This is a genomic window from Erythrobacter westpacificensis (genome assembly GCF_039542285.1).
GTDB classification, from domain to species: Bacteria; Pseudomonadota; Alphaproteobacteria; order Sphingomonadales; family Sphingomonadaceae; genus Alteraurantiacibacter; species Alteraurantiacibacter westpacificensis.
Window position 1 is genome coordinate 323304 of record NZ_BAABHV010000001.1, and the last position, 21284, is coordinate 344587.

Genomic DNA, 21284 nt, shown 5'->3' on the forward strand with positions numbered 1-21284 from the left:
AGAAGCGCTAATGCGAATGAGTTGCAATTAGATTGCAGCACGTTAGGCTGGTTCTCGAATCGCCGCCACAAAAGGTCCGCCCATGTCCCGCTCCAACGCTCCCATCGCCGCCGCCCTGCTGCCGAAAACCTCCCGCGCAATGCTGGTCGATGCCTTGCAGCGGCCCGTCGTCGCCAGCCAGTTCCCCGCCCACGCCGTAACCTTGGTACTGAGCGTTCGCCTGCTGGCTGGCAGCATTGCTGCAAAGCGCGATCCGTTGGTGGACCTGTCGCAGCGCCTGAACTCTTTCACGGCTGCGCGCGCCGTGCTGGATTTCTCGCAAGCCTGCTCCCGCGCCTGGCCAGAAAACGCCATGGTCAGCCGGCCCTGCTGTCATGCGCTGACGCCGGACGAGACCGTATTCGCCCAGATGGCCGAAGCGGCGCGCGGCGGCGACCGGCAGGCATTCGCGGCGGTGCTCGACGGGCTGGTTCGCCGCGAACGCCATGAACGCCTCTATGAGATAACCAGCCACGCCGTAGCGGAACTCTCCGCCGCCGACCCGACCATTTGAACCGCGTCGCTAAGCTGGGGGCAGCGTATCGCTTGTGAGCAATCGCCAAGCGGGCTAACCGCCTTGGCCATGACCACGATTACCCGCTTCGCTCCTTCGCCCACGGGCCGGCTGCACGTCGGCAATATCCGCACCGCGCTGCACAACTGGATGCTGGCGCGCAAGGCGGGCGGGCGCTTCGTGCTGCGGATCGACGATACCGATGCCGAGCGTTCCAAAGAGGAATACGTCGAGGCTATCCGCGAGGACCTGGATTGGCTGGACCTCGCCCCCGATGTCGAGGAGCGCCAGTCGGCACGACTTGCCCTTTACGAAGATGCATTCGAAAAACTGCGTGCTGCGGGGCGGATCTACCCGGCATACGAAACGCAGCAGGAGCTGGAGCTCAAGCGCAAGATTCAGCTCGGGCGCGGGTTGCCCCCGATCTACGATCGTGCGGCATTGAAACTGACAGACGATGAACGCGCCGCGAAAGAGGCAGAAGGCATCGCCCCGCACTGGCGCTTCATGCTCGACCATGAGGAAGCCATCACCTGGGAAGACGGCGTGCGCGGCCCGCAGAAGTTCGACTCGAGCCAGCTTTCGGACCCGGTGATCCGCCGCGCCGATGGTTCGTGGCTCTACATGCTGCCGAGCGCCGTGGACGATATCGACATGGGCATCACCGACGTGCTGCGCGGCGAGGACCATGTTTCCAACACGGCCGTGCAAATACAGATGTTTACCGCACTCGGCGCCGCGCCGCCCCGCTTCGCGCACGAGGCGCTGCTGGTGGGCAAGGAAGGCAAGCTCTCGAAGCGTCTCGGCTCTTTGGGATGCGACGCATTCCGCGAGCGCGGCACCGAACCCGAAGCGCTGGTAGCCCTGCTGGCGCGGCTCGGCACCAGCCAGCCGGTGGAGCCAATTGCTGCGCGGGAAACGCTTGTAAACACATTCGATCTTTCCACCTTTGGGCGCGCGCCGGCGAAGTTCGACGATGCCGAGCTGGATCGCATCAACACCGCCATCGTGCACCAGTTTGACTACGCGCGCGTGGCTGACCGCCTGCCTGAAGGCATGGACGAGGCCGCATGGCACGCCATCCGTCCGAACCTGGAGCGGGTCGGCGATGCAGGCGAGTGGTGGTCCATCGTCACCGGCCCGGTCGAGCAACCCGCGTTCGACGACGAGACGCGGGCCTATCTGGCGCAGGCCGCCGAAGCGCTCGAATGGTCCGCGAACCCGTGGGGGGACCTGACTGCGCGCCTGAAGAATGAAACCGGCCGCAAGGGCAAGGCGCTGTTCCTGCCGCTGCGTCAGGCGCTGACCGGCATGAACCACGGCCCCGACATGGGCGAACTGCTCCCGCTGATCGGTGAGACAGAGGCGCGCGCCCGTCTGCAATCCGCCGCGCGCGGCTAACTTCCGGCCTTTTTCGCACTTGCTCACTTGACGTTCAGCGCGCTTTCTCTAGATGCGCGATGTTACATCGTTACCTGAACTGAGAGAATTGCCCAATGATCCGCAAGACCGCCCTGCTTTTGGCAAGTGTTGTTATTCCATCACACGCGCTGGCGCAGGAAGCTCCGCAGCAACCCGCCTCCAGTGAGGTTGAGGCTGTTGACGAGCGCGGCGAAGTGGCGAACGACGACTTTCACGGCGCCATCTATGTCACCGCCAGCGGCGTCGACCGGCTGGACGTGATCGCCGGCACTTCCGTCCTTTCCGGCATGCAGTTGCAGCGCGAAAGCGCGGGGCAGGTGGGCGATATCGTCGCCAGCCTGCCTGGGGTTGAGGCCAGCGGCTTCGCGCCGGGCGCCTCCCGTCCGATCCTGCGCGGCTTCGGCGGGGACCGAGTCCGCGTCCTCCTTAACGGCATCGGCACGATCGATGCCTCAGGCGCATCGGACGACCACGCGGTGGCCGCCGATCCACTGATCGCCGAGAGCATCGAGGTCCTGCGCGGCCCCGCCGTCCTGCTCTACGGCAGCCAGGCCATCGGCGGCGCAGTGAACGTCATCACCAAGCGTATCCCGCCCGGCATCCCCGACGAGCCGTTCCATCTCGACATGCTCGGCGGGGTGGATAGTGCCACGGGCCTCTGGGAAGGCGGCGTCTCGCTCGATACGAGGGTAACGGACAACATCGTATTCCACGTCGACGGTTCCTATCGCAACACCGACGACATCGAGATTCCCGGTTTCGCCGCTTCCGACGCCCTGCGCGCCGACCTGCTGGCCGACGCTGCCGAGGAAGAGGAAGAAGGCGCCTTCGAGGAAGCCGAGGAACTGCGCGAGGCCGCCAATATCTCCGGCACCGTGCCCAACACCTACAGCGAAACATGGTCCGCCGGGACGGGCATCGCCTTCTTCTCCGGCGAGAGCAATTTCGGGGTTTCGTTCGACTATTACGACACCGAATACGGCGTTCCCGGTGCTCCGGGCGTGGGCCACCATCACCACGGCGAGGAAGAGCATGGTGACGAAGACCACGAGGGCGAGGAAGATCACGATCTCGAAGGAGAGGAAGAAGGCGAGGAAGCCGTCTCCATCGGCCTGCGCCGTTACCGCGCCGATTTCCGCGCCAACATCGATCTTGGCGAGGGGTTCTTCGATTCCGTCCAGTCGCGGATCGGCTATTCCGACTACACCCATACCGAGTTCGAAGGTGAGGAAGTTGGCACCGTATTCGAGGTCAAAGGCGTGGAGGGCCGCGTAGAGCTGGTGCAGTCGCGCCGCGGCGGCTGGAGCGGGGCCACAGGCGCGCAGTTCTCGGCGCAGGACTTTGTCGCAACGGGAGCGGAAGCCTACATTCCGCCCAACAACGTCGAGACACTGGCGCTGTTCACCTTGCAGGAATTATACTTCGGCCCCTTCGAACTGGAAGCCGGTGCGCGTTACGAGAACACCGAAATCGAAGCCTCGACGCTGGGTCTGGAGCGTGATTTCGACACCGTCTCTGCCTCGGTCGGCGGCAGCTACGCGTTCTTCAACGATTTCCGCGCAGGGCTGAACGTCTCCCACACGGAACGCGCGCCCACGGCGGCGGAACTCTACGCCGAAGGGCCGCACATCGCCACGCAGCAGTTCGAGATCGGCAACCCCGACCTGAACATCGAGCGCAGCTGGGGCGCGGAAGGCTACGTTCGCGGCGAGATTGGCGAGATCAAGATCAACGCCAGTATCTATCGCAACTGGTTCGACGATTTCATCTACCTTGCCGGCACCGGTGATGAGGAAGACGACCTGCCGGTCTTCGCATTCCTGCAACAGGATGCGGACCAGTGGGGCGCTGAAGCACAGATCACTTTCCCGGTCATCGAAGGCCGCGACTTCTCGCTTCTGGGTGATGTGCGCGGTGCCTACACCAGCGTGGAGTTCGACGATGGAACCAACGCCCCGCGCATCCCGCCGTTGAGCCTCTATGGCGCCTTGGAAGGCCGGTGGGACCACTTCGACCTGCGCGGCGAAGTGGAGTGGTACGACAGCCAGACCGACGTGGCTCCATTCGAGACCGCCACCGACGGGTTCACCATGGTCAACGCCTCGCTGGGTTGGCACCCGTTCGAAGGGCGCGAGAACCTGACGATCATCGCTCAGGTGGACAACATCTTCGATGTCGAAGGCCGTCGCCACACCAGCTTCACCAAGGAGTTCGTGCCGATGACCGGGCGCAACTTCAAGCTGACCGCGCGGGTCAGTTTCTAGTCGATCGGTGTCGCCGCGAGCGCGTTTGCGCGCGTTCGCGGCGAGCCCTCAAACCTCGTCGTAATGGAACGGCGCGATCACCGCCTTGGGGTGCGCTTCGTATTCAAACGTCTGCGGGCGGTCCGGGCTTATGCCCTCGGTCGAGCGAAGGAGGGGAACGCCGCCCTTGTGCCAGCCCTCGTCGTATTCGCAGTAGAAATTGATGATCCCGTGCAGGGACGCGATGCGCCACTTGCCGCGCTCTCGCACGTAGGTGTTCTCGTAGGTCGCCTCGCCCCAGCGGCCGACTTCGGCTTCCATGATCCCCACCATCATCAGCGTGCGCCAGCGGCCCTTCGCGGTGCCTGCCTCGCTGTCGATGTGCAGAACGGGCTGCAACTGCATGTGGTTGAAGATCACGCCGTCGCGGTATTCGGGCAGGCACTTCAGGTATTCGCGAACTCGTTCGCGCCCCACGTAGACACCGCGTCCGGCGATCTCGAGCGTGCCTTCCTCCGCGAACAGGTCCGCCGCCTTGTCCCACAGGCCCTTGTCGACATAGTAGCCGTAGGCGGCCTGCAGGTTCATCAGCACGCGATAATCCTCCGCCGCGGTCGCGCGCGCTTCCAAAGCCTCGATCCGGGCGAGCAGGTCTTCGTTTGTCGGCATCATCTCTCCCTCGATAACTATGCGAACGTATCATCGGTGCGCAAACTGCGGACCACAAGGCCGAACCGCAGCGGGCGCAGCTTGCCTGCGCGTCTAGCGAGGACGAACCCGCGGAGGCGGGTTCGCAGAACAAACTACAGTCTCGGCAGCGTCACCCCGCGCTGGCCCATGTATTTGCCCGCCCGGTCGGCATAGGTGACTTCGGGCCGTTCGTTGCCCTGCAGGAACAGGAACTGGCACGCGCCCTCGTTCGCGTAGATCTTGGCGGGAAGCGGCGTGGTGTTGGAGAATTCCAGGGTCACGTGGCCTTCCCAGCCCGGCTCCAGCGGCGTGACGTTCACGATGATGCCGCAGCGGGCATAGGTGCTCTTGCCGAGGCAGATCACCAGCACGTCTTCGGGAATGCGGAAATATTCCACCGTGCGCGCAAGAGCGAATGAGTTGGGCGGGATGATGCAGACGTCGGTTTCCCGGTCCACCAGGCTGTCGCCATCGAAATTCTTGGGGTCCACCACGGCTGAATTCACGTTGGTGAAAATCTTGAACTCGGGCGCCACCCGCGCGTCGTAGCCGAAGCTGGAAAGGCCGTAGGATATGCACCCGTCGCGCCGCTGGGCCTCCACGAACGGCTCGATCATGCCTTGCGACGTTGCCTGTTCCCGAATCCACTTGTCTGAAAGAATCGCCATGCAAGAGGGATTCCCGAAGAGGCGGGGCGGGGCAAGTGGGGCGCAAGGTTATCCCCCTTAACGACGATCGGTGTGGCAGGAAAAAGCAGGCCGGACAGGGATTTGGCCAGTCTGTTCTTTACCGGATTTCAATCATGCGCGGCGATTTTGGGGGCGGAGGTCTTCCGTGCTGCCCAGAATCGCCAGTCTCGACCAGTCTGCTTTCTCACTCGTCGATCGGCGAAGTGCGAAGCGTCGCACGCTCAAGCTGGGTTTCGACACGGCTGCGCGTCGCGGCAGGGCCCGCGTCCTCATCATGGATATTTCCACCACCGGGATGCGGTTGCAGACGTCCGCCAGCTTCGAGATCGGCGAGCAGATCCAGATTGTCGTGCCAGAGGCGGGGACGGTGACGGCCACGATCGTCCGGGAAAGCTATTCCGATATCGGCTGGGAATTCGGCGCGGCCTTCGACGAACCGATAACGGAGGCCGCGGTCAGCGCCGTCCTGCTGGCCGCGCCCGCCTTTGCGCCGCCCATACCGGAAGAGGAGGCAAAGCAATGGGTGCGCGAGGCACGGGCAAGGTATCCCGAACCCTCCCCGATGCCCGACCTGCTCCTGGCAATGTTCGCAGTCCTGAGCCTGCTGCTCGCAGGCAGCTTCGTCTACGCGCTGGGATTTCTCTCGCCAGCGATCGGCTGACCCTTAACGTTATCCTCCCGCCAGCAGGCTCGCGTTGCCGCCTGCTGCCGTGGTGTCGATCGTCGTCACCCGCTCCGTGGCGAACCGCGTCACATAATGCGGGCCACCCGCCTTGGGACCGGTGCCCGACAGGCCTTCGCCGCCGAACGGCTGGCTGCCCACCACCGCGCCGATCTGGTTGCGGTTGACGTAGAAGTTGCCGACCTTCGCGCGCGCTTCCACGAAGCGGCGGGTCTCGTCGATGCGGCTGTGCAGGCCCAGCGTCAGGCCGTATCCGGTGGAGTTGATGTCATCCAGCACCTTGCCGAGGCTGCCTGCCGGATAGCGGCAGATGTGCAGGATCGGGCCGAACTGCTCTTCGTCGAGGTCGAGAATGGAGCCGATCTCGATGATGGTGGGCGAGAAGAAATTGCCCTGCTCGCACTCTGTCGGCATCGAACGGCGCCACACGGGGAAGCCCGCGTCGATCATTTCCTGCACGTGTTTCTGCAGTTTCTCGCGCGCTTCGGCGTCGATCACCGGGCCGATGTCCGTGCTCAGATTGGCGGGATCGCCGATCACCTGCGCCTTGAACGCGCCCTTGATCATTTCCAGCATCTCGTCCGCCACATCTTCCTGCAGGTACAGAACGCGCAGGGCCGAACAGCGCTGGCCTGCGCTCTGGAAGGCAGACGCAATCACGTCGCGCGTCACCTGTTCGGGCAGGGCGGAGGAATCGACCACCATCGCGTTCATCCCGCCGGTCTCGGCGATCAGCGTACCGATGGCGCCCTCTCGCGCGGCGAGCGAGCGGTTGATGGCGTGGGCCGTCCCCGTGGAACCGGTGAAAGCCACGCCCGTCACGCGTGGATCGGAAGTGAGCGCCGCGCCGACCTTGCCGTCGCCGGGGAGGAGTTGCAGCACGTCCTTGGGGATTCCGGCCTCGTGGCACAGGTCGATGGCGAGCGCGGCGATCAGCGGTGTCTGCTCGGCTGGCTTGGCCACTACCGTATTGCCTGCGGCAAGCGCGGCGGCGGCAGGGCCCATGAAGATCGCCAGCGGGAAGTTCCACGGGCTGATCGTGGCGAACACGCCGCGCCCGTGCAGGCGCAGCAGGTTCTGCTCGCCCGTCGGGCCGGGCAACGGCTGCGGGGCACCGAACAGCATGCGCGCCTCGCAGGCGTAGTAGCGCAGGAAATCCACGGCTTCGCGCACTTCCAGCACGCCGTCCATCATGGTCTTGCCCGCTTCCCGGCGGCACAGGTCCATGAAGCGGGCCATGTTGTCTTCCAGCAGGTCCGACGCCTTGATCAGCAGGTCCGCGCGGGCCTGACCGCCCATCGCATCCCACATCGGCTGTGCTGCCACGGCGCGGGCGAGGGCGAGGTCCACGTCGCGCTCGCTGGCCATCACCTGGTGGCCCACGACCTTGCCCGATTGCGGGGCGCGGACTTCGTGTTTCTCGTGCTCCACGTCTGCCATCAGGGTGGGGCGAGCGACGGGATGATCCTGCCGCCAGTAGGCGAGCTTTTCCTGTAATTCCTCGAACTCGGGCGGATGGGCAAGGTCCACGCCCATCGAGTTGCGCCGGTTGGGATAGATATCGATCGGCAGCGGAATAGCCGGGTTGCGATAGGGGCGCATCGCGGCAAGGTCGCTGATCGGGTTCGTCACCAGTTCCTCGACCGGCACATCGGCATCGGCCATGCGGTTGACGAAACTGGAGTTCGCGCCGTTTTCCAGGAGGCGGCGGACGAGATAGGCCAGCAGTTCCTTGTGCCCGCCGACAGGCGCGTAGATGCGCACCGGCGTTTTCCTGTCGCCCTGCATCTTGGCGAGTGCGCCGTATATTTCCTCGCCCATGCCGTGCAGGCGCTGGAATTCGAACGGGGTATCCCCCGCCATCGCGAGGATCGCGCCGATGGTATAGGCATTGTGCGTGGCGAAGGCGGGATAGATCGAGTCCTCGGCCTTCAGCAGCTCGTTGGCGCAGGCGAGAAAGGATACGTCGGTGCCCACCTTGCGGGTGAACACGGGAAAATCGGTGTGCCCGCCAACCTGGGAAAGCTTGATCTCGGCGTCCCAGTAGGCGCCTTTCACCAACCGCACGAACAGCTTGCGTTCGTGCCTGCGGGCAAGCTTCGCCACCCATTTGCACAGCGGCACGCCGCGCTTCTGGTAAGCCTGGATGGCAAGGCCGAAGCCGGTCCAGCCTTCCTCGGTGCCGTCGTCGAACAGCTCGTCGTCCTTCATCAGGTCTTCGAAGATGTCGAGGCTGAGTTCCAGCCGCTCGGCCTCTTCGGCGTCGATGGTGAAGTGGATGTTCGCCTCGCGCGCCTTGATCGCCAGTTCCTTGACGATGGGCACGATGGCCTTGCGGGCCGCCTCGGCGTGGTAGAAATCGTACTTGGGATAGAGCGCCGACAGCTTCACCGAAATGCCGGGGCCGGTGTGCACGTCGCCAGGTTCCTCGGCGAGCCGCTCGATCGCGTCCCAGTAAGCATTGGCGTACTTCTCGGCATCGTCAAAGGTCATCGCCGCTTCGCCGAGCATGTCGAAGCTGTGTGTCAGTCCGCGCTTCTTCTCCGGCTTGGCGCGGCCCATCGCTTCCTCGATGGTGCGGGCATAGACGAACTGGCCGCCGATGATGCGCATGGCCTGCCAGGTGGCGTTGCGGATAACCGGCTCGCCCATGCGGCCCGTCGCGCGGCGCAGCGCATTGGCGAGGCCCTTCTCCTGGCTCTTGCCGCCGCGCAGCACTTCGCCGGTCAGCATCAGGGAGAAGGTGGCGGCGTTCACGAACACGCTGCCGCTCTCGCCGATGTGCTCGGCCCAGTCCTGCGTCGCCACCTTGTCGCGGATCAGCGCGTCGGCGGTTTCCTCGTCCGGCACGCGCAGCAGCGCCTCGGCAAGGCACATGAGGGCAATGCCCTCGTCCGTGTTCAGGCCATAGCTGTGCAGGAAGGCGTCCAGCCCGCTGCTTTCGCGTTTTCGCGCATCGAGGATCAGCTTGCTGGCGAGACTGGCGGATTTCTCGTGCAGCTGGTTGACGATGGAAGCCTGTTCCATCCGTTCGGCCAGGCAGGTGTCCTCGTCCTGGCGGTAGGCATTGCGAAGCGCGGTTCTATCTAGGGCCATTGGGTGGGACATGGACATGGTTTCCGAAGTTATCAAGCAAAGTCGAGGGTGTAGCGACGCCGTGCGATTGCTAGGGCGTGATTGATGAGAATGGTCCTGAGCCGCAAAGGTTTCGATTCTTCTGCCGGAGGGGGTCCCTCTCCTGTGGTCGATAAGCGCCCGAAAAGTCTTCCGATTCCGGCGAGCGGAGGGCTTTCGCGCACTCGTTACGGCGATCTCGGTCTGGGCGAACTTGCCCGTGCCGCCAGTCGCGGAAAGCTGGGCGCGACGGACCTTTGCCACCACGATCCGATGTTCCTGCACGATGGCCGCGCCATCCTCGGCCAGTGCGGCGCGGCGCAGACTCACCTGGAGCGGCAGGGAGTCGGCGCAGGCGATGTGTTCGTGTTCTTCGGCCTGTTCCGGGAAGAAGGCGGCAAGCCGCACCACCGCATTTTCGCGTACCTGGAAGTGGAGGAGGTGCTGCCGCTGACCGATGCGCCGCCCGCGAGGGTGGAAGAACTAGAGCGACTGGGCGTTCCCCATGCCATTGGTCTGCACGCCGCGAACGACACAGCCTATCTCGGTAACGGCTGCACGGCTGCGCGCGCCAGCGATGCCTTGCGCCTGACGGTGCCGGAGGGGCCGCCCAGCCTGTGGCAGGTGCCCGGCTGGCTGCGCGAGACGGGGCTATCCTATCACGACCGGGCGGATCGCTGGCGGGAGGGCGACCGCCTGCAAAGCGTGGCGCGGGGGCAGGAATTCGTGGCCGATATCGGCGAGCGCGGGGACGCTCGCGAATGGCTGGCCGCCATTATCGCGGAGATCGAGAGCTAGGGCTGCTCCGCGACCTCGGGTGGATTGAGCGCATTCATCGCGGCGTGGGTGCGCGCTTCTATTTCCGCGCGAGGCAGGCCCGGTTCTATCGGTTCGCCGAAGTGATAGGTGATCGTGCCGGGGCGCTTCCACTTGCGGTGGTAGTTCGGCCCGCTGTCCACCGCCACGGGCACCACCGGCAGGCCCAGCAGCTTGTAGAGCGCGGCAAAGCCGGCTCCCAGCTTCGGCTGCGTGCCGTGGCGAACGCGGGTGCCCTCGGGGAAGATCACGATGGGACGGCCCTGGTCGATGAACCGGTTCGCTTCGCGGATCATCGCGCGCAGTGCCTTCGCGCCTTCTTCGCGCGCCACGGGGATCACGCCGTATTCGCGAGCGGCCGTGCCCCATCCGGGAATGTCGAACAGTTCCTGCTTGGCGAACAGGGCCGGGTAATCGAACCCATGCGGCAGGTCGATCGCCTCGAAAAAGCTCTCGTGCTTGATGGCGTAGAAGGCCCGGAAGTCTGGCCGCGTGCCCGTCTCGACCACGCGGATGCCCAGCAGCTTCTCGCACGCCCAGCGGTGCAGGGCGGACCAGTTGTCGCACACCCCGCGCACCTTGCCTGGCGCAATGCGAGCAGCCAGCACAGCCGCCAGCACCATGAAGATGGAGCCGCCGTAGAAGACGATGTAAAAGGCAATGTTGCGCAGGTAGATCATCCCAGGATTTGCAGCGTCCTTACCGCGATCAGCTTGTGATATTCCATGAACAGGGTGGCAAGGCTGGGTTCGGACCGCACCGCATCGCGCAGAACGGTCACGTTATCCGGCAACTGGTCCTCCAGCTCGGCGGCAGCGCGGCGCATGTGCCAGTCTGCAGTGACGAGGCGCAGCGAGTGATAATTGCGCTCGTCCAGCCACTCTGCCGTTTCGCGCGCGTTGCCGCGGGTGTCGAGAGCGGAAAAGCCGAGCGTGACGCAGCAGTCCATCACCCGCTGCGGCACGGCGAACTGCTCCACGAACTCACCCGGCTGCACGCTGGCATCGACGCCCGTCACCAGCATCTGCTCCGCCGCGCCCGCCTGCAACATCTCCAGCCCGCGCTGAATGCGCCCGCCGCTGCCCGTGGGCACCACGATGGCATCGGTGCGCGACTGCGGCGCAGGCTGCGGCAGGGCGACGGTGAACCAGATGAAACCCAGCGCCCACGCGATCAGCGGCACGGCAAGGATGCGGCGAAGAGTCATGGCATCCTCCGAAGCGCGCCGATGACGGTATAGCGCGCGGTCAGCACGGCCAGCGCCACACCGATCACCGGCACGGCGGCAATGGCGAGCCAGTCCTGCCAGTGCAGCGCGCCGCCCGCGACAAGGCCGGAGCCGAGGCCGGTGAACTGCTGTCCCAGCACGAAGATCGCGCCGGTACCCAGCGCCAGCCCTGCCGCGCCGCCAAGGGCCGCGTCCATGCCGATGGAACGCTGGAAGATGCGGGCGATCTGCCCGTCGGTCCCGCCAAGGTGGTGAATCACGTCGATCGTCTCGCGGTTGGAGCCAAGCGCGCTGCGCGCGGCCAGCCATACAGCGGCAATGCTGGTAAAGGCCAGCAGTACGATCAGGCCGATGGCAAGGTATTGCAGCGAACGGATGGCATCGAACACCGGGGCAAGCCAGCCCGCCTGTGCGTCCAGCCGGGCAGCGGGCACTTCGCGCACCAGTTCGGCGCGCAGGTCCTGCAGCCGCCGTGCCGTGACCGGGCCGGACAGGCGCACGTCGATCAGCGCGGGTGTGGGCACGGCCTCGCTGTTGGTGGCCGCCGGTCCCAGCCACGGCTCCAGCAGGACGGCAAGTTCCTCGTCAGGTACGCGGCGAACGGAGGCGACATCCCCGCGGCCCGTCAGGAAAGTGACGGCGCGCCGGGCCTGGCGCTCACGCGCGGCCGGTGCGCCTTCCACCACCTGCACGGTTACACCGCCCGCAATTTCCGCCCGGGCGTTGGACGCGATATTGTTCAAGGCCAGCCCCGCGCCTGTCGCCATGACGGTAAGCGCGATCATGATGGCGATCACCCACGGCATCGGTCCGGCAATGCGCGCCTGCGGCATCATTCGCGCGGAAGACCCGCCGAACCGCGGCGCACCGCGACGTATGACTGCGCCGAGCGCCATCAGGCCCGAACCTCTCGCCTGGGCGGATAGCGCAGCGCGCCCGTGGGATCGGACAGCTTGCCCTTGTCCAGCCGCATGATCAGCGAATCCGGCACCTTGCGCAGGAGGTGTACGTCGTGGGTCGCCACCACCACCGTGGTGCCGAGCCGGTTGAGCGCTTCGAACAGGCGCAGCAGCTTCACCGCCATTTCCGGGTCGACGTTGCCGGTCGGCTCGTCCGCCACCAGTATCTCGGGCCGGGCTATCACTGCGCGGGCGATGGCAACGCGCTGCTGTTCGCCCCCTGACAGCGTGGCCGGGCGCGCGTCGCTGCGGTGGGACAGGCCCACCCATTCCAGCATGTCGGCCACGGGCTTCTGGATCTCGCCTTCCGCCATGCCGGAAATGCGTAAGGGAAGGGCCACGTTATCGAACGCGGTCAGGTGCGGAATCAGCCGGAAATCCTGGAAGACGGTGCCGATGCGCCGCCGGAAAGCGGGCAGCGCCTTGCGCGGCTGGGTGATCAGGTCGTGCCCGAACATGCGGATCGCACCGCGCGTGGGGCGCTGGGCGAGATAGAGCAACTTCAGCATCGAAGTCTTGCCAGCACCACTCGCGCCGGTGAGAAAATAGAAGCTGCCGGGGTATAGCGTGAAGGAGATATCGCTCAGCACCTCGCGATCGGTGCCGTAACGCAGCCCGACATTGTCGAACTGGACGATGGAGTCCCCCCACTCTCTTCCGGCCGCGCTCATGGCCGCTTGCTAGTGCCTTCTCGGGGCGCGGGAAAGAGCGTTGCGGCCATCGGCGCCGGATATATGCGCTGGTGCTTGTGGAAAAAAGGCGCAACCGTGCCCCTGTTGCGACCCCGCACGCTTGCCCGCAGGCGATCGCTGGGCCTAGGGGTTATGTAGTGCAATGATAATTCAGTGCCCCGCCTGCTCGACGCGTTACGTCGTGCCCGATACCGCCGTCGGCGTGGAGGGACGCACCGTGCGCTGCGCGAAGTGCCGCCATAGCTGGTTCCAGGAAGGGCATGACCTGGCAAGGCCCGCCAGCGACGCAGCTTCGCCCGAGCCGGCGCCTCAGCCCGAACAGGCGCCGCCGCCTCCACCCCCGCCGCCGCCAGAGTCGGACGAGCAGACCGAACCCGAACCTCCGGTCGTCGCCCCGCCGGAGCCTGAGCCTGAGCCTGAGCCCGAACCGGAACCGGAACCGGAACCTGAGACAGAGGAGCCCGTGGCCCCGCCTCCCGTGGTGGAGCCCCAGGGTTACGGCGTATTGGCAGATGACGAGGGGCAGTCGCCTTTCGATGCGGAGCCGCCTTTCCGCCCCCGCCGCAACCCGCTGAAGATGTGGACCTGGGCGGCGGCCATCTTCGCCGCCGTCGTCGCCGGCACGATTTTCGCCGTGAGTTATTGGGGCCTGCCCGACTGGGTGCCGGTGGAGCGTCCCACCTTCGCTGCCGACCAGCCCGACCTGCAACTGGACTTCCCACCCGAAGAGCAGGAGCGCCGGACGCTGCCCAACGGCACCGAATTCTTCGGTGCGAGCGGGCGCGTCACCAACATCGGGACCGAGACCCGCACGCTGCCCACCATCCTGATCGTGCTACGCGATGCCCGCGACACCATCGTCTTCAGTTACGAAATCCCGCCGCCGCAGCGTGAACTGGCACCCGGCGAGACGGTAACGATCAACGAAGCCGTGACGGATATCCCGCGCCGCGCGGCCTTCGCCGAATTCGGCTGGAAACCCGAGTAGCCGCAGCCTTTTTCGCGCCGCGTCATTTCGCTGCAAGAGTCTGCTTGCAGCGGGGATGCCTTCTTGCTAGTGGCGCGCTCCTACCACGGCGGGCTGCGGCCCGCCTGTCTGTATCGGTGTGCGGTCGTGGCGGAACTGGTAGACGCGCAACGTTGAGGTCGTTGTGGCCGAAAGGCCGTGGAAGTTCGAGTCTTCTCGACCGCACCAAACAGTCCAAAAATCAGCGAAGAACCAGACCGCGCCGGGATTAGCGTGGCCCAACCGTCGCCGGTCCAGGGTAGCGCGTCGTCGCGCGTGAAAGCGTTCCCGCGATAGGAATTCCTAAACTTGGAACGGGGGCGCTCCGAAACTGCTTCTCGATGGTACTCGAATCATCGAAAGCATTCAGTTTGCACATTATTTCTCTCGCACTGGGAGGGTGTATCAAGGCGCCTCCCGTCCGTTACGGGCTCACCGAGGATACAGGCGGCCACATCGCCTATATCCTTGGCGAGATGGCGGCGCTTGCGGCCCATCCGAAGGTGGAAAAGGCCGAAATCGTCACGCGCCTGTTCGACGATGACAGCCTCGGCGCGGACTATGCCCGGTCGCGTGAAGTCCTGCCCTGCGGACCCTCGATCACCCGCATCGACAGCGGCGATCGCCGATACCTGGCCAAGGAAGCACTGGCCGCGGATCGCGCCGGATTCACCGAGGCTTTCATCGCCGAACTGCAATCGCGCGACCGGTTGCCTGACCTGATCCACGCCCATTTCGCCGATGCTGCCGACGTGGCCTGCGAAGTGCGCAGGCGGCTGGGTATTCCCTACGTCTACACCGCGCACTCGCTTGGGATCGACAAGCTGCGCTCGATGCAGCACGGCGCTGCCGCCGGTTTGCAAGGTCGCATCGCCGAAGAAACGCGCGCTGTCTGCCACGCCGATGCCATTGTGGCGTCGTCGCGCGATGAGTGCGAGCGGCAGTTGCTGCAATACGACGGCTGCGAGCCGACGCGCGTCCACCGCCTGCGACCGGGGACGCTCGCGGCTTCAGCAAAGCCCGATTTCGCCCCAGCCGAGCGCCTTATCGCCCCGTTCCTGCGAGAGCCGGACAAGCCCGTGATCCTCGCGATCGCCCGTCCTGTGGCGAAGAAGAACCTGCACGCGCTGGTCGAGGCATACGGCAGGAGCGAGTCGCTGCAGCGCGCGGCCAACCTCGTGATCCTTGCCGGGCTTCGGTCCGGCCTCTCCAGCGGGGAGAGGGAGCAGCGCGGCGTGATTGCCGGTCTTGTCGACCTGATCGACCGGCATGACCTTTATGGAAAGGTTGCCTATCCCCCCCGCCATACGCAGGAGGATGTCCGCTCGCTCTATGCCCTGGCCAGCGCCTCGGGCGGCGTGTTCGTCAATCCCGCGCTTACCGAGCCATATGGCCTGACCCTGATCGAGGCGGCGGCGCACGGTCTGCCGGTCGTTGCAACCCGTAATGGCGGGCCGAGCGATATTCTTGACGAGCTCGAACATGGAGCGCTGGTCGACCCGACGGATATCGAGGCGATCGGCTCTGCAACGCTGAACCTGCTCACCGACCGCGAGGCCTGGCTGCGGGCCGCGCGCAACGGGCGCGAGAATTGCCGCGACATGAGCTGGGATGTGTATGCCGATGGCTTCGTGCAGCTTGCGGGAGACGTGTTGCAACGCCGCCGATCGTCCCCATCGTCCTGTCCTGCCGAGGAGCTACTCGTCTGCGACATAGACAACACGTTGACCGGCTGTGCAGCAAGCGCGCAGCGCTTTCGCCGGTATGTCGAACGGCGCCGCGACCTGTCCTTTTGCGTTGCGACCGGGCGCAGCCTTGTCGAGGCGCGGCGGATCCTGCGCGAATGGCGGTTACCGCAGCCAGACATCTTCATCACCAGCGTTGGTAGCGAGGTCTACCGGCAGGGCGATAGCGGACTGGAGCTGGATCAGGACTTCGCCAGCTCAATCGGCGCGAACTGGCATCCTGAGGAAATCGACGCCCTGCTCGCCACGGTGCGCGGGCTGACGCCGCAATCGGCTGTCGAGCAGCGCCGTTGGAAGCGATCCTATTTCGCAGACGATCCGGCAGTGGCGGGCCGTGTCCGTCGCTTGCTGGCCGCATCGGGCATCGAGGCAAAGGTGATCTACAGCCACCAGCGCCTGCTCGATGTCCTGCCCGCACGGGCAGGGAAGGGCGCCGCAATGCTGCACGTCGCCCGGCAGACCGAGATCGCACCGCACCGCATCGTGGCGGTCGGTGACAGTGGCAACGATTTCGACATGCTGCAGGAATGCGCTAACGCAGTGCTGGTGGGCAACCACGACAGCGATCTCGACCGACTGGTGTCGGCACCGAACGTCTACGTCGCCCGCCGGTCGCACGCGGGCGGCGTTCTGGAGGGGCACCTGATCCACTCACGGCGGCGGCGATCCATCTCCATGCAGGCGGAGAAAGCAGCATGAGCAAGCGACCCATAGGCTATTTCGTCCACCATCAGGGCCGCGGCCATGCCGAACGAGCCGCGGCCCTTGCAAACGAACTGGTGACGCAGCGGCCGATCACGCTGTTCTGCGCGCGGGACGATATATTTCCCGCGCTGGACGAGCGGGTGCAGGTGACAACCATCCCCTCGCTTTTCGAACCCACGGGCGACGAACCGGCGGCGCTTTCCGATCACCGGACCCCGGAAACGCTGCATTGCGCACCGCTGGGATGGCGTTCCGTCCGTCATGCGACAGCCACCTTGCTGCAATGGTTCGACCAGAACGACGCGGCGCTGTTCGTCACCGATGTTTCTGCCGAACTCGGGCAACTGGCGCGCATAGCCTCGGTGCCGCATGTCGCAGTGCTGCAGCACGGCGAGCGGGACGATATGGGGCACATGGCCTCTTACGAAAGCGCCGTCGGCATCCTTGCGCCCTATGCCGCGAAGCTGGAACAGCCCGGCAGGCCAGCCTGGATGCTGGGCAAGACGCACTATGCACCCGGCCTCGGCATCAGCACCGGCCGGATGCCCTCGCGCGAAGAGGCACGCCGCCGGCTCGACCTGCCGCAGGACAAGCGCATCGTGCTGGTCGTGGCAGGAAGCGGTGGGGGCGGCATGCCCACTGCGCCGCTGACGCTGGGCGCGCGCGACGATTGCGACGCGCTGTGGATCACCATCGGCGAAATCAGCAGCGAGTGGCACGAAACGCCGCCCGGCAACCTTGCCCACAAGGGCTGGGTCGACAACCCGGCAGACTGGATCGCGGCTGCCGATGGCATCGTCTCGAGCTGCGGGAACACCACGGTCCACATGGTCTGCGCGGCCGGGAAGCCGTGGATCGTGGTTCCGGAGTGGCGCTATTTCGACGAGCAACTGTGCAAGGCCGAGGCCCTCACCGATGCCGGACTTGCGGCCGTAACGAAGACCTGGCCCTCCCACACCGGATCATGGCGCAAGCTCTGGGACGCCGCGTCCCGGCTCGACACAGAGGCGCAGCAAGCGCTGATTGACGAGCACGCCGCGAGACGCGCCGCCATCTGGCTGGACGAACTCGCGACACGGATCTGGGCCGGCACGGGGGTGCAGGCCGAGAGGCAAGAGTTGCCGACATGAAGGTATCCGTCTGCACACTGGCCCACGGCCGCGACGAACACCTGCGCAATCTCGTGACTGGGTTATCGAACTCGCGCAGGCCGCCGTGCGAACTGGTGATCGCGGTGATGCAGCACCAATCCTATCGCCTGCCCGAAGCCAGCTTCCCGATCCGCCAGATCGTGCTCGGCAGCGACGGCATACCGCTTGCCGCCGGGCGCAATCGCGCGGCGCGCGAGGCACGCGGCGACCTGCTGGTCTTTCTCGATGTCGATTGCATCCCCCATCCCACGCTGATCGAGGACTATGCCGGTGTGGCCCAGGATCACGACGGGGTGCTGATGGGAGAGGTCGGCTACCTGCCTGCCGCAGCTACCGAAGGCGGGATCGACTACGCCCGGTTCGAACGATTGGCCGAGAAGCATTCCGAACGCGCCGGACCGCCGGAAACCCGCTCAGCCCCCTGCCGCGACTACCGCTGCTTCTGGTCGCTCAATTTTGCCATCGGCGCAGCGGATTTCGAACGCTCCGGCGGGTTCGACGAGTGCTATGACGGCTATGGCGGGGAGGACACCGACTTTGGCCGCGCAGTCCAGACGGCGGGCCTGCCGATCTGGTGGGTGAGGGGCGCCAAGGCCTATCACCAGTATCACCCGCATCACATGCCGCCCGTCCATCACCTGGAAAGCGTCATCGCCAACGCGCAACGTTTCCAGGAGAAATGGGGGCAACCGACCATGCAGCACTGGCTGCGCGCCTTCACGCTGATGGGTTTGATCGAACGGTCGGGGGATGGGTGGCGCGTGCTGCGCCAGCCGGACGAGGCCGATTTCGCCCTGACCCGGCAGCAGGAGATGCAGCCCTATGCCAGCAGCGCCGCCGTTCTGGAGCAGCTGGAGGCAGAGGCTGCCGCACCGGTGGCAGCGGCCCCGATGGCTGCGCGATAGACGCTTTCGTAAGCGGCCACCATCGCTTCGGCGGAAAAGCGGCTGACGGCGCGCTCGCGGCAGGCAGCGCGGTCGAATCCATCGGCGCGCATGATGGCTTGTGTCAGGTCATCAACCGATCCCGCTTCCACCACGACGCCGCACGGACCCACCACCTCGCGCATCGCCCCGCGGTCGAAAGCGAGGACGGGAACGCCGCTGGCCAGCGCCTCTGCCGCGACAAGTCCGAACGGTTCGTCCCACATGGGCGTAACCAGTGCCGCCTTGGCGCGGCGGACGAGCGCGCGCAGTTCCTCGCCGTGGAGTTGCCCGAGGAAACGGATGTCGGCATCCCCGGTGGCCGCCATGCAGGCAGCGAGATATTCTCGATCTTCGGCCTGTCCCGCGATATCCAGCGCGGCGCCTGCCCGGCGCACCGCTTCGACGGCCTCCAGCAAACCCTTGTTCGGCGTGATGCGACCTGTCCAGACCAGGCGCCCCGAGTGCTTCTCTCCCGGGTGCCAGATGCGGCAATCGATACCGTTGTAGACGACGCTGGCATTCGATGGTTTCTGCGCGAACCACAGCGGCACCTGGCTCTCGGAAACGAAGGTGATCCGGGCCGCATCGTCGTTCTCGGCCCGCCGCACGGCTTCCGCCATCCTGGCGAAAGGAGGAACGTGCTGCGTCGTTACCGTGGGAATGCCGTCCCGACGCGCCCAGTCGATCAGCGCCGGGAACAGCGAATTGTTGTGAACCACGTCGAAGCGGCCCGCCCGCACGATTTCGAACGCGGCGGCATAGGCCCGCCTCTGGAAATCTTCGAGTTGCCGGGTGCCGCGATAAATGTCCCACGGCAGTTCCGCTTCGTAGGGAGCTGGGCAGATCGGCGCGAGGCAGGCGTCGTCGCTTTCTCCTGCGGCCAGCAGCGTTACCGCGTGCCCTGCCGCGCGCAGTTCGCGGCATAACAGGTGGGTGTGGGCTTCCATCCCGCCCATGAACGGTTCGGCTACCGCGTGGCGATTGTGGGCGATTACGGCAACATGCACCTACCGCGAACGGGCTGTCAGCCCGCGCGTTCCGCCGGGAACCGATACCGCGCCTGAAAAATTGGTCCGCAGGAAGGAGCGACGAGGGAACACGTTGATGGCACGAGAGAACCAGGCCTATCCGAAGACGGAAGCATTTCTGAAGAACCGCCTTCGCCACCTCATGACGAGCGAGGAAAAGGCCCTGCTGGAGGAGGTCTGCGCAGTCGAGGAGAGTGTCGCCTCCGGCACCGTCGTGCTCGAGGCCGGACGCGTATACGACAAGAGCATGATCCTGATCGAGGGATTCATGCTGCGCACGCTGGAGGCCGAGGGCAGGAAGCACATCGTCGGCCTGCAGGTTCCCGGCGATTTCGTGGACCTGCATTCCTTTGCCCTCAAGCGGCTCGACCACAACATCGAGGCGCTGGGGCCGTGCCGCGTTGCCTACGCGCAGCATACCCACCTTCGGGAGGCGATACAGGGCAATGCTCACTTCGCGCGCGTCCTGTGGTTCGCCACCTTGCTGGACGCCGCCATCCACCGCGAGTGGATCCTCAAGTCGAAACAGTTGCGCGCCGATGCCCGCGCCGCGCACTTCATGGCTGAAACCTGGGCGCGGCTGGACCTCGTCGGCTGCGCGAAGAAGGACGGCTTCACCAGCCCCCTCACACAGGGCCACATCGCCGAGATCTGCGGAACGACGCCGGTTCACCTCAGCCGCTGCATGAGCTCCCTCAACGCGATGGGGCTCGGGGAATTCCGCCGGGGCCGCTTCTACTGCAACGACCGCGCAGGGCTGGAAGCTTTCGGCAAGTTCGACCCGGCCTATCTCTACGGCGATGACACTCTCGGCATGGTCGAGGAATTGCAACCGGGATGACCGCACCGGACTTCCGTCGCTACCTGTTCGTCGGCGGATTGCACCGCACCGGCACCAGCCTGATCGCGAGGTTGCTGGCAGACCATCCGGAGATCGACGCGATCACGGATGCCCCCGTGCCGGAGAACGAAGGCGTCTTCCTGCAAGGCGCCATCCCGCACACCGCACGCCACGGCGTCCCCGGCCATTTCGCGACCGATCCCGCGCAGCACCTTGTCGAGCAGTCGCGCTATGACAGTCTCGAGACTCGCCGCCGTCTCGAACACGACTGGGACCCATGGTTCAGCGAGGGCGGAAGCTGGCGGGTCGAGAAATCACCGGTCAACCTCACGCGGATGCGGCTGTACCAGCAGTTGTTCCCGCTCAGCCAGTACGTCGTCGTCCTCCGCCATCCCGAGGCCATGGCGGCCGCGCTGGCCAAGTGGACGGACCGCCCGGCGTCCGACCTGGTCGACTATGCCCTGTCCGCCTACGAGCTCGCCTACCGCGATCTCGAATACATCCACGCAGCCATGGTGGTGCGGTACGAGGATCTTGTCGCTGACCCGCAAGGCTGGATCGGTAGCGTGGCGCGGTTCTGCGGCCTCGATCCGGTCGAGGTCGGGGCCTCGCTGTACGACGGCAACCGGCATTATGCGGGAGCAACGAAAATGACGGGCGAGCAGGCCGCGCGCGCTGGGTGCTACGGTTATGCGCCGGGTTTGAAAGTCACCCCCGTCGCACCGCGGGTCCAGCATCCGCTACGGTCGATCCGCGACGCGGCGTAGAGCCACTTTGATTTTTGCTAAAGGCGG

Annotated in this window: 19 protein-coding genes and 1 tRNA gene; 12 read left to right on the forward strand and 8 right to left on the reverse strand. The window is 65.5% G+C overall.

Translation table 11 applies throughout. The features are described 5' to 3' along the window. Nucleotides 1-82: 82 nt before the first annotated feature. The 3 genes from ABFX23_RS01710 (at nt 83) to ABFX23_RS01720 (ending at nt 4239) form a co-directional block, all read left to right on the forward strand. A complete protein-coding gene (locus ABFX23_RS01710; protein WP_346031404.1) occupies nt 83-553 on the forward strand; it encodes a hypothetical protein in 471 nt (156 codons plus the stop codon). 69 nt (nt 554-622) lie between these two features. Further along, nucleotides 623-1954: a glutamate--tRNA ligase gene (gene gltX, locus ABFX23_RS01715; RefSeq protein ID WP_346031405.1), complete on the forward strand. Its 1332-nt coding sequence runs from the start codon at nt 623-625 to the stop codon at nt 1952-1954. Nucleotides 1955-2049: 95 nt separating this feature from the next. After that, nucleotides 2050-4239, forward strand: coding sequence for a TonB-dependent receptor (locus tag ABFX23_RS01720; RefSeq protein ID WP_346031406.1), 2190 nt, complete (start codon nt 2050-2052; stop codon nt 4237-4239). Nucleotides 4240-4287: 48 nt separating this feature from the next. Here the strand turns inward: ABFX23_RS01720 and ABFX23_RS01725 are convergent, their stop codons facing one another. Together ABFX23_RS01725 and dcd are read right to left on the reverse strand one after the other, a co-directional pair. Beyond that, nucleotides 4288-4887 (reverse strand): nuclear transport factor 2 family protein, encoded by a 600-nt coding sequence (locus tag ABFX23_RS01725; protein WP_346031407.1) that lies wholly within the window; start codon nt 4885-4887, stop codon nt 4288-4290. 134 nt (nt 4888-5021) lie between these two features. Next, nucleotides 5022-5576: a dCTP deaminase gene (gene dcd / locus ABFX23_RS01730; protein WP_346031408.1), complete on the reverse strand. Its 555-nt coding sequence runs from the start codon at nt 5574-5576 to the stop codon at nt 5022-5024. A 166-nt stretch (nt 5577-5742) separates the two neighbouring features. On the opposite strand from dcd, the gene ABFX23_RS01735 reads away from it, so the two are divergent. Then, nucleotides 5743-6258, forward strand: coding sequence for a PilZ domain-containing protein (locus tag ABFX23_RS01735; RefSeq protein ID WP_346031409.1), 516 nt, complete (start codon nt 5743-5745; stop codon nt 6256-6258). A gap of 9 nt (nt 6259-6267) precedes the next feature. Here ABFX23_RS01735 and putA read toward each other — a convergent pair whose 3' ends face one another. Further along, nucleotides 6268-9375, reverse strand: a complete 3108-nt coding sequence (gene putA, locus ABFX23_RS01740; RefSeq protein WP_346031410.1) for a bifunctional proline dehydrogenase/L-glutamate gamma-semialdehyde dehydrogenase PutA — start codon at nt 9373-9375, stop codon at nt 6268-6270. Nucleotides 9376-9465: 90 nt separating this feature from the next. Here putA and ABFX23_RS01745 point away from each other — a divergent pair, with 90 nt between their 5' ends. Beyond that, nucleotides 9466-10191 (forward strand): Nmad3 family putative nucleotide modification protein, encoded by a 726-nt coding sequence (locus tag ABFX23_RS01745; RefSeq protein WP_346031481.1) that lies wholly within the window; start codon nt 9466-9468, stop codon nt 10189-10191. Here ABFX23_RS01745 and ABFX23_RS01750 read toward each other — a convergent pair. From ABFX23_RS01750 to ftsE, 4 genes are read right to left on the reverse strand one after another with little or no spacing between them, the layout of a single operon-like run. After that, complete coding sequence (locus ABFX23_RS01750) at nt 10188-10889, reverse strand: lysophospholipid acyltransferase family protein (RefSeq protein WP_346031411.1); 702 nt, start codon at nt 10887-10889, stop codon at nt 10188-10190. The genes ABFX23_RS01745 and ABFX23_RS01750 overlap by 4 nt on opposite strands. Further along, nucleotides 10886-11416, reverse strand: coding sequence for a YdcF family protein (locus tag ABFX23_RS01755; RefSeq protein ID WP_346031412.1), 531 nt, complete (start codon nt 11414-11416; stop codon nt 10886-10888). The genes ABFX23_RS01750 and ABFX23_RS01755 overlap by 4 nt, the downstream gene beginning before the upstream one ends. After that, nucleotides 11413-12273: a cell division protein FtsX gene (locus ABFX23_RS01760; protein ID WP_346031413.1), complete on the reverse strand. Its 861-nt coding sequence runs from the start codon at nt 12271-12273 to the stop codon at nt 11413-11415. The genes ABFX23_RS01755 and ABFX23_RS01760 overlap by 4 nt, the downstream gene beginning before the upstream one ends. A 59-nt stretch (nt 12274-12332) precedes the next feature. After that, nucleotides 12333-13067, reverse strand: coding sequence for a cell division ATP-binding protein FtsE (ftsE, locus tag ABFX23_RS01765; protein ID WP_346031414.1), 735 nt, complete (start codon nt 13065-13067; stop codon nt 12333-12335). A 163-nt stretch (nt 13068-13230) separates the two neighbouring features. Between ftsE and ABFX23_RS01770 the strand changes: the two genes are divergently transcribed. From ABFX23_RS01770 to ABFX23_RS01790, 5 genes are all read left to right on the forward strand, one after another. Further along, nucleotides 13231-14076 carry a zinc-ribbon domain-containing protein gene (locus tag ABFX23_RS01770; RefSeq protein WP_346031415.1) on the forward strand — a complete coding sequence of 282 codons (846 nt, stop codon included), beginning with the start codon at nt 13231-13233 and terminating at the stop codon, nt 14074-14076. A gap of 120 nt (nt 14077-14196) precedes the next feature. Further along, a tRNA-Leu gene (locus ABFX23_RS01775) sits at nt 14197-14283 on the forward strand. A gap of 182 nt (nt 14284-14465) precedes the next feature. Then, nucleotides 14466-16538 (forward strand): HAD-IIB family hydrolase, encoded by a 2073-nt coding sequence (locus tag ABFX23_RS01780; RefSeq protein WP_346031416.1) that lies wholly within the window; start codon nt 14466-14468, stop codon nt 16536-16538. Beyond that, a complete protein-coding gene (locus tag ABFX23_RS01785) occupies nt 16535-17674 on the forward strand; it encodes a hypothetical protein (RefSeq protein WP_346031417.1) in 1140 nt (379 codons plus the stop codon). The genes ABFX23_RS01780 and ABFX23_RS01785 overlap by 4 nt, the downstream gene beginning before the upstream one ends. After that, nucleotides 17671-18600 carry a glycosyltransferase family 2 protein gene (locus ABFX23_RS01790; RefSeq protein ID WP_346031418.1) on the forward strand — a complete coding sequence of 310 codons (930 nt, stop codon included), beginning with the start codon at nt 17671-17673 and terminating at the stop codon, nt 18598-18600. The genes ABFX23_RS01785 and ABFX23_RS01790 overlap by 4 nt, the downstream gene beginning before the upstream one ends. Here the strand turns inward: ABFX23_RS01790 and ABFX23_RS01795 are convergent. Further along, complete coding sequence (locus tag ABFX23_RS01795; RefSeq protein ID WP_346031419.1) at nt 18516-19628, reverse strand: glycosyltransferase; 1113 nt, start codon at nt 19626-19628, stop codon at nt 18516-18518. The two genes, ABFX23_RS01790 and ABFX23_RS01795, sit on opposite strands and share 85 nt — an antisense overlap. Nucleotides 19629-19725: 97 nt before the next feature. On the opposite strand from ABFX23_RS01795, the gene ABFX23_RS01800 reads away from it, so the two are divergent. Further along, a complete protein-coding gene (locus ABFX23_RS01800) occupies nt 19726-20490 on the forward strand; it encodes a Crp/Fnr family transcriptional regulator (RefSeq protein WP_346031420.1) in 765 nt (254 codons plus the stop codon). Then, entirely contained in the window at nt 20487-21257 is a 771-nt protein-coding gene (locus ABFX23_RS01805) for a sulfotransferase family protein (RefSeq protein ID WP_346031421.1), read from the forward strand. Before ABFX23_RS01800 ends, ABFX23_RS01805 begins: the two co-directional genes overlap by 4 nt. Nucleotides 21258-21284: the final 27 nt, after the last annotated feature.